This window comes from Serratia sp. 506_PEND (genome assembly GCF_001076875.1).
Classification (GTDB): Bacteria; Pseudomonadota; Gammaproteobacteria; order Enterobacterales; family Enterobacteriaceae; genus Serratia; species Serratia marcescens.
Genome location: NZ_JVEL01000417.1, coordinates 1 through 8,165, shown reverse-complemented (window position 1 = coordinate 8,165; position 8,165 = coordinate 1). Strand labels below are relative to the sequence as shown.

The window sequence follows — 8,165 nt, the reverse complement described above, 5'->3', positions numbered from 1 at the left end:
CTGATCAACATTATCGACCACTAAAAAAACAGGAGCGTGTTGTGTCGCGTAATAAAATAAGTTATCAATATATGGTTTCGTTTTATTATAATCTTCCTGTAACTTATCCGTAATTACTTTATCTATAGCTTCCTTATTGTTTGACATTAAAAATGCCGGCCCTTTTTTTATTGCATCAATCTCTTTCTTATAGGCATGCTCGACACATAATTTAAAGTCGGAAAAATAAGGATCTTCAATCACGTACTCTTTCATTGTTTTATAAATAAAATCGATAGATGTCTCGTCGTTTGTATGAGCAAGAAAATCTACCCTTATCCAATGTGGGTATGGGCTTCCAGGCCTCTTTTCAAATACCTCTGATGCTGAAACATTCCTGGTATAATGTAAAAATGTAGTTTTGCCCGCCCCAACGGTGCCAAGTATAACTATCGCTAAAGGATTGGAATTTTTATGAGCTTTTGACAATGCTTCTCGAAAAACATTTGCATCTCTCTTTTGCATTGGTCTTATAGGCTGAGCATTAAAAAGATGCTGGCTTTTAGATATATTCATATTGATTCTTCTGTCGAATTTTATTCGGTCAGGAGAATTGACATAGCATTTTTCGAAAAGAGATGGCTCTATATCTATTATGGAATCAGAAAATGCTGTTGTGATCTCCTGTTCAATAAGTGGATATATCGGATTACGACCATCATACGTATTGTTTTTTCGAATGACGTTCTTTAGTCTTCTTTCTTCTATTTGATCTTCTATGTTACCTAATAGGTACAACTCCAAACTTGAGTTTATTACTGCTTTTCGAGACAAAAGGTCATAGAACTCTGTGAAATCATCTCTCAATGCACTCTGTAAACTATTGAAAACCCTGGCATATGAAGAGTTAAATGTTACTTGATCTGTTCGGTTTGCAGGAAATATAATCCACTGAACGCCATTGGTTACTACAGCAAACTGTATGCTAAGCTTCCTACAATAATCCCTAGCTTGGATTATAGCATCTCCAAAGGGACCAGTAAGTGCATTATTAGAGAGTTTTAGCCTTCGGTCGTATTGCTTAGTATCGAACGGGACTCCTATTTTTTTCGCTTCTATGATGAAAGCTGTACTTGCCGTTCTAACTACATAATCAGAGTATGTGGTATTCCCATCCTCACTAACTCTTTCCTCGACAGTAACATCCTCTAGTTCCCACTTGAGAATATCAAAGATAATTTTATCAATAACCTTAAGTCTCGTTTCAGCCTCGTTTGAATCTGCAAGATCAAGTCTGCTGGATATCATTATGATATCTTCAATCGCATTGTTCATAACGTCCCTTCTCTATTGCAGCATTGAACATATCACTGATACTAAATCACAGTGTTTTTAAAAAGAAGTGAGTAAGTCGCACTTTTTACAAAGTAAATGCACGTGCGTCGGTTTGCGCTGATTGGATCGACTATGAACATCTAGATACACTTTGGTCTTCAAGATAGTTCATAAAACACTCAATAATCACAGCTTCCGCTCTTGGCACAAAACAATCATTGATGCCTAACTTAGAACATGCGACACACCTTACCAAACTCCCCGCCAACAAAATATAACCACATAAAATGATTTTACTTGTAATTAATAAGTGAATGAAATTATTAACTTCATTTCTCTATTTGTCCTCCCCCCAACGCCCCCCCTAGCACCGCCCCCGCCCTTTCCCTACAATAAGGGATCTGTTGAGGCATAACGCAAGGAAAGACGGTGTCGAAAGCCAATCCCAATGCCACTATCGTGGATATCGCCCGCCGCGCCAGGGTGACCAATATCACCGTTTCCCGCGCCTTCAATAAGCCCGAGCTGGTCAAGCCGGAAACCCGCGAGCGCATTCACGCCATCGCCAAAGAGCTGAACTATGTGCCCAACGCCTTCGCGCAGGGACTGAAAAGCAGCAGCAGCCAGATTATCGGCATCGTTACCAGCAGCATGTACAACCCGTTCTATTCCGGCCTGATCAAGACCGTGTCGCGCATTGCGCGTCAGCAGGGCTACCAGATCATGCTGTTCGACACCGACGGCAGCGAAGAGGCGGAAATGCGCGCCATTCAGGCGCTGTTCGGCTACAAGGCGCGCGGCATCCTGCTGTCGGCGGTGCGCGACGACAAGCGCTACCGCCCCGCCTATCTCGAGCTGGCCGAGGTGTATGGCGTGCCGCTGATCCTTATCGACCGCGATCTCTACGATCAGCAGCTGAGCGGCGTGTTCCTCGATAACCGCGAGATCGGCGTGCTGGCCGGGCGCTATCTGGCGGAGCAGCCGGAGCAGAAGCTGCTGATTATCGGCGGCCCGGCGGATTCGGAAATTACGCTAACGCGCACCGCCGGCATCGTCGCGGCCTTGCAGGGCAGCGGCCGTGAGATTCATATCATCAACGGCGACTACGATTTCACCTCGCAAGAGAGCGAAGTGCGCGCCTATCTGGCGCAGCCGGAGAACCGCCCGGATTACATCATCGGCCTGAACGGCATCATCACGCTGGGCGCCATCGCCATCTGCCACGAGATGGGGCTCTATCAGCAGGTGAAGTTCTTCTCGATAGACGAGCCGCCGCGCGCCGGCGCTTACGGCCTGCACATTCCGGGGGTGTATCACGATACGCAGAAACTGGGGGAGATCGCCGCGGAGCTGCTGTTCAGCGCCATTAACAGCCCGCGCGGCGAGTTGCCGGTGCGCAGAGAGTTCTTCACCGGCTCTCTGTTGAATCGCTGACGGGCGCTATTGCCCGTAGTAGGCGTGTTTGCCGTGCTTGCGCAGGAAATGTTTGTCCAGCAGCTCCGGCTGCATCGGGGCGATGGCCGGCGCCAGCTGGCGCGTCGCCATCGCCATGATCGCCACCTCTTCCAGCACCACCGCGTTGTGCACCGCATCCGCCGCGTCCTTGCCCCAGGCGAACGGGCCGTGGGAGTAAACCAATACCCCCGGCACCTGCTGCGGATCGCGCCCCGCCTGATTGAAGGTCTCGATAATCACCTTACCGGTTTCCCCCTCGTAATCCCCGGCGATCTCCGCCTCGCTCATCGGCCGGGTGCAGGGAATGTCACCGTAAAAGTAGTCGGCGTGGGTGGTGCCCAGCGCCGGGATCGGCTGCCCGGCCTGCGCCCAGATGGTGGCGTTGCGGCTGTGGGTGTGCACCACGCCGCCGATATCGGCGAAGGCGCGGTACAGCGCCAGGTGGGTGGCGGTGTCGGATGAAGGCTTGCGGTGCCCTTCGCGCACCTTGCCCTCCAGATCCACCACCACCAGATCCTCCAGCGTCATCGCCTCGTAGGCGATGCCCGAAGGCTTGATCACCACCAGCCCGCTCTGGCGGTCGATCGCCGAGACGTTGCCCCAGGTAAAGGTCACCAGCCCGTATGCCGGCAGGCTGAGGTTGGCGGCCAGCACCTGCCGCTTGAGTTCGTTCAGCATGCGATGCCTCCCTCATTCATCTGTTGTTCGAGCCAGGCCTTGGCCTGGGCGATGCGTTGCTTATCCTGCCCGTCTTCGCGCGCCCACATCTCCAGCAGGTAGGGGCCGCGATAGCCGAGCGCGTTGAGCACGGAAAAAGCGTGGGCGAAATCCACGCAGCCTTCGCCGAACGGCACGTCGCGGAACTGCCCGGCGCTGCCCGGCCCCACCGCCACGGTGTCTTTGAGGTGTATGGCGGTAATGCTGCCGATGCCCAGCGCCAGCTCGGCGGCGACGTCGTTGCCCCAGGCGCTGAGGTTGCCGAGATCGGGATACACCGTGAACCACGGGCTGTTAACGTGGCGGGCGATGTCGCACCATTTGCTGATGCTGTTGATGAACGGCGTGTCCATCACCTCCACCGACAGCATCACCTGCGCCCTGGCGGCCTGCGCCGCCGCCCACTGCATGCCCTCGATAAAACGCTCGCGGCTGTGGCGATCGGCGGGTTCGTAATAGACGTCGTAGCCCGCCAGCTGAATGTTGCGGATGCCGAGATCCGTCGCCAGTTCCAGCGCCTTGCTCATCAGCACCCGCGCCCGCTCGCGGGTGGCGGCGTCGGCGCTGCCAAACGGATCGCGCCGGTGCGCCGACAGGCACAGGCTCGGCACCGTCACCCCGCTGTCGAGCCGCGCCTGGATAAACGCCAGCCGCTGACGTTTATCCCAGTCCAGCCGCTGCTGGCGCGCCGGCTGTTCGTCTATAGACATCTCCACGAACTCAAAGCCCAACTCGGCGGCGGTGGCCAGCCGCTGCGGCCAGCTCAGATCGGCGGGCAGCGCCTTTTCATACAGCCCCAGACAGGCGGCGTTAGTCGTTTGCATCAGTCACCTCACTCAAAGCCTGGGCGACCGCCAGATAGCGCGCCTGCTGGGCGCGCAGGCGCCGGTGGGCGGCGGTCGCGGGATAATAACAACGCAGCTTGGGCGGCGCGGCGGCGATCGCTTCGGCGAACCCGGCGTACTCCCCGGCGCCTACGGCGGCGCACAGGGCGGCGGCGCGGCAGCCGCTCTGGCGGGTTTCCACCACCTCAAGCGGCAGGTTGCCGGCGTCGGCGTACATCTGCATCCAGACCTCGGACTGCGTCGGCCCGCCGGTCATGCGCACCCGCTCGATGCGCGGGTTCAGCTGCACCATGCGCTCCTGATGGATCAGGTGCGAGAACACGATGCCCTGGTAGATCGCCTGCACCACGTCCGCCATCTCGTGGTGGGCGCTCAGGCCGATCAGCCCGCCCGGCGTGTTGCCGCCGAGGTTGGAGCCGTACAGATACGGCAGGAACAGCAGCCCGCTCGGCTGCTCGCGGCGCTCGGCCACCCAATCGTTGAACTGGGCGTAGCGCTGCCGGTCGTCGGCGCAGAACTGGCGCAGGAACCAGGCCAGGTTGCCGGCCGAGGTCGGGCTGCCTTCGTGCGCGAAATAGCGGCCGTCGATGCAGTAGCGCCCCCAGGCATAGGGGTAATCGGCGGGAATGATGCGCTCGGTCACGCAGGTGGCGATCGACCAGGTGCCCGCCACCGCGCTGAGCGTGCGATCGTCGGCCACGCCGGAGCTGAGCGCCGCGCCCACCACGTCGAACAGGCCGCCGTATACCGCGGTGCCCGTTCGCAGACCGCACTGCGCCGCCGCAGCGGCCGTCACCCGCCCGGCCAGCTGCGCCGAGCCGATCACCGGCGCGGTCTTCTCCTGCGCCTCTTCGATGCCGAAAGCCGCCATCAGCGCCGGATCGTAAGCGCCGCTGCGCTGGTTAAACAGGTTGCTGCCGGAGATGTTGGTCACCTCGGCCGCCGCCTCGCCGGTGAGACGAAAGCGCAGGTAGTCGTGCGCCATCAGGATGCGATCGACGGCGGCGTACTGCGCCGGCTGCCGCTGCTTCAGCCAGCGCAGCAGCAGCGCCGGGTGGCTGGGCCACAGCGGCTGCAGGCTGCGCGGGTAGGTCTGCGCGTCCACGCCGGCGCAGCGCAGCTCAGCCGCCGTGGCCGCCGCGCGGTTGTCCGAAGAGAGGATGCCGTTGCCGACCGGTTTGCCGTGGCGGTCGATGGCGTACAGCCCTTTGCCGTGCGCCGAGAAGCTGACGCCGCGCACCTGCCCGGCCTCCAGCCCCGCCGCGTGCAGCGTCTGGCGGATCGCCGCGCAAACGTCATCCCACAGCGCGTCCATATTGCGTTCGCTGAAGCCCGGCTGAGCGGCGATCGCCGCGCCGTCGCGCTCGGCGATCGCCAGTTCTTCGCCATCGGCCCGGTACAGCCCGGCCTTGATCACCGTGCCGCCGACGTCTATGCCAAGAAAGACTGACATCGCGCCTCCTATTTGCGCCGCACGGAGCTGAGGTAGATGGCGGCCAGGATGATGCCGCCCTTCACCACATTCTGGATATACGGCGATACGTTCATCAGATTGAGGCCATTGTTGAGCACCCCGAGCATCATCGCCCCCACCAGCGTGCCGACGATGGCGCCGCGCCCGCCGGAGATCGCCGCCCCGCCCAGCACCACCGCGGCGATGGCGTCCAGCTCGAAGCCTTCGCCGGCGTTGGGCTGCCCGCTCATCAGGCGCGAGGTCAGCACCAGCCCGGCCAGCGCGGCGGTCAGGCCGCTGATCACGTACACCAGCATCTTGTAACGCGGCACACGGATGCCGCTCAGGCGCGCCGCCTCTTCGTTGCCGCCCATCGCGTAGACGTAGCGGCCGAACGGCAGCTGATTGAGCATCAGCCAGGCCAGCACGTACACGCCGAGCATGATCAGGATCGGCACCTGAATGCCCAGCACCGTGCCGCGGCCGAAGAAGGAGAAAACGTCGGGCAGGCCGGAGATCGGGTAGCCGCCGGTATAGAGCAGCGCCAGGCCGCGGGCGATGCCCATCGACGCCAGGGTGACGATGATCGGCGGCATGCGCAGGTAGGCGATGCAGGCGCCGTTGGCCAGGCCGAACAGCGCGCCGAGCGCCAGCGCCGCCACTATCGCCAGCGGAATGGGCACCGCCGCCAGCATCAGCCCGGCGGCGACCGAACCGGCCAGCGCCATCACCGGCCCCACCGAGAGATCGATGCCGCCGGTCAGGATGGCGCAGGTCATGCCCACCGCGATGATGGCGTTGATCGACACCTGGCGCGCCACGTTGGTCAGGTTGTTGACGCTGAGGAAGCTGTCGTTCAACAGGCTCATCAGCACGAACAGGATCACAAAGCCGATAAACGGCAAGACCGCCGGGTGATGCAGCAGTTTTTCCCAGCGCTTGCCGAGGCTGGGGCCGGCGGCGCGGCGCGCCACGGCGGGTTGTTCAATTCCGATCATAAGGCACTCCCGGTCGCGTAAAGCATGATGTGGTTGGATTCGATGTCGTCGCCGGTCAGCTCGGCGACGATGTGGCCGCCGCGAAACACCAGCACGCGGTCGCACACGCCGATGATCTCCGGCAGTTCGGAAGAAATCATGATGATGGAGATGCCCTGCTGGGTCAGTTGCTGCATCAGCTGGTAGATCTCGGCCTTGGCGCCCACGTCGATGCCGCGCGTCGGCTCGTCGAAGATCAGGATGTTGCAGTCGTTGTTGAGCCAGCGGGCGATCACCACCTTCTGCTGGTTGCCGCCGCTCAGGGTACTGACGGCGGTCTCGGCGTCCGGGGTTTTCACGCCCACGGCGCGGATCAGCCGCTGCACCACGTCGCGATCCTTGCGGGCGCTGACGAAGATCTTGCCGCGCCGGTGGTGCCGGTTGAGGGTGATGTTCTGCGCCACCGAAAACGGCAGCACCAGGCCCTCGGTTTTGCGGCTCTCCGGCAGCAGGCCGATGCCCTGCGCCAGCGCCTGCGCCGGGGAGCGCAGCGCCGCCGGTTGGCCGCCGAGGCGGACGCGTTTGCGGTGGCAGCGGCTGGCGCCGATCAGCGCCGAGACGGTCTCGGTGCGCCCGGAGCCCACCAGCCCGGCGAAGCCGAGGATCTCGCCCTTGTGCAGGTGGAAGCGGTCGGTCGCGCCGTGCTTCTCGCGCTGGATCTCCGCCTCCAGCAGCACCGTCGCGGTATCGACCGGGTGCTGTTTAGCTGGGAAGGCGTTCTCGATTTTGCGCCCGACCATCAGCCGCACCAGCTCTTCCACGTTGGTGTCACCGGTGGCCAGCGTTTCGATGTAGGCGCCGTCGCGCAGCACGGTGATGCGATCGCAGATGGTGAAGATCTCGTCCAGGTGGTGCGAGATAAACACCATGCCGACGCCCAGCAGCCGCAGATCGTTCATCACGCTGAACAGGTGCTCGGCCTCGCCCGGCGTCAGCGTGGCGGTCGGTTCATCCAGCACCAGCACCCGCGCCTCCAGCGACAGCGCCTTGGCAATTTCAACGAACTGCTGCTGCGCCACGCTCAGCTGCTCCACCGGGCAATCGAGATCGATAGCCACCGTCAGCCGCTTGAAGATCGCCTCGGCCTTGCGCCGCATCGCCCGCCGATCCAGCAGGCCCCAGCGGTTCCTGATCTCCCGGTTGAGGAAGATGTTGTCGATGGCGCTCATGTAGGGAATCAACGAGAATTCCTGAAAAATAATGCCGACCCCGGCCTCGATCGCCTGGCGATAGTTGTTAAAGCGGCGCTGCTCGCCGTCGATAAAAATATCGCCCTCGTCCGGCTGATAGATGCCGCACATGATTTTCACCAGCGTCGATTTGCCGGCGCCGTTTTCGCCCAGC

The 8,165-nt window shown here is 60.1% G+C and carries 7 protein-coding genes; 1 reads left to right on the top strand and 6 read right to left on the bottom strand.

Annotated elements, in window-relative coordinates; all coding sequences use genetic code 11:
• Positions 1-1,314, bottom strand: a 1,314-nt coding sequence (locus ADK28_RS15640; RefSeq protein WP_048796047.1) for a P-loop NTPase fold protein, incomplete at its 3' end; no start/stop codon positions are given.
• 429 nt (positions 1,315-1,743) lie between these two features.
• On the opposite strand from ADK28_RS15640, the gene ADK28_RS15635 reads away from it, so the two are divergent.
• Complete coding sequence (locus tag ADK28_RS15635; RefSeq protein WP_004935582.1) at positions 1,744-2,748, top strand: LacI family DNA-binding transcriptional regulator; 1,005 nt, start codon at positions 1,744-1,746, stop codon at positions 2,746-2,748.
• Positions 2,749-2,754: 6 nt separating this feature from the next.
• Here the strand turns inward: ADK28_RS15635 and araD are convergent, their stop codons facing one another.
• Genes araD through ADK28_RS15610 form a run of 5 tightly spaced genes read right to left on the bottom strand, consistent with a single transcriptional unit; the run spans position 2,755 to position 8,164 of the window.
• Positions 2,755-3,447, bottom strand: coding sequence for an L-ribulose-5-phosphate 4-epimerase (gene araD, locus ADK28_RS15630; RefSeq protein ID WP_033632583.1), 693 nt, complete (start codon positions 3,445-3,447; stop codon positions 2,755-2,757).
• Entirely contained in the window at positions 3,441-4,310 is an 870-nt protein-coding gene (locus ADK28_RS15625) for an L-ribulose-5-phosphate 3-epimerase (protein WP_048796046.1), read from the bottom strand. The genes araD and ADK28_RS15625 overlap by 7 nt, the downstream gene beginning before the upstream one ends.
• The gene (locus ADK28_RS15620) at positions 4,297-5,784 is read right to left on the bottom strand and encodes an FGGY-family carbohydrate kinase (RefSeq protein WP_048796045.1); all 1,488 of its coding nucleotides are present in this window, start codon (positions 5,782-5,784) and stop codon (positions 4,297-4,299) included. Before ADK28_RS15620 ends, ADK28_RS15625 begins: the two co-directional genes overlap by 14 nt.
• Positions 5,785-5,792: 8 nt before the next feature.
• Entirely contained in the window at positions 5,793-6,782 is a 990-nt protein-coding gene (locus tag ADK28_RS15615; RefSeq protein WP_048796044.1) for an ABC transporter permease, read from the bottom strand.
• A complete protein-coding gene (locus ADK28_RS15610) occupies positions 6,779-8,164 on the bottom strand; it encodes a sugar ABC transporter ATP-binding protein (protein WP_082172291.1) in 1,386 nt (461 codons plus the stop codon). Before ADK28_RS15610 ends, ADK28_RS15615 begins: the two co-directional genes overlap by 4 nt.
• Position 8,165: the final 1 nt, after the last annotated feature.

Excerpts from the sequence above, each read along its gene's own strand:
- araD (WP_033632583.1), bottom strand. The coding sequence starts at position 3,447 with ATGCTGAACGAACTCAAGCGGCAGGTGCTGGCCGCCAACCTCAGCCTG.
- ADK28_RS15625 (WP_048796046.1), bottom strand. The coding sequence starts at position 4,310 with ATGCAAACGACTAACGCCGCCTGTCTGGGGCTGTATGAAAAGGCGCTG.
- ADK28_RS15615 (WP_048796044.1), bottom strand. The coding sequence starts at position 6,782 with ATGATCGGAATTGAACAACCCGCCGTGGCGCGCCGCGCCGCCGGCCCC.
- ADK28_RS15620 (WP_048796045.1), bottom strand. The coding sequence starts at position 5,784 with ATGTCAGTCTTTCTTGGCATAGACGTCGGCGGCACGGTGATCAAGGCC.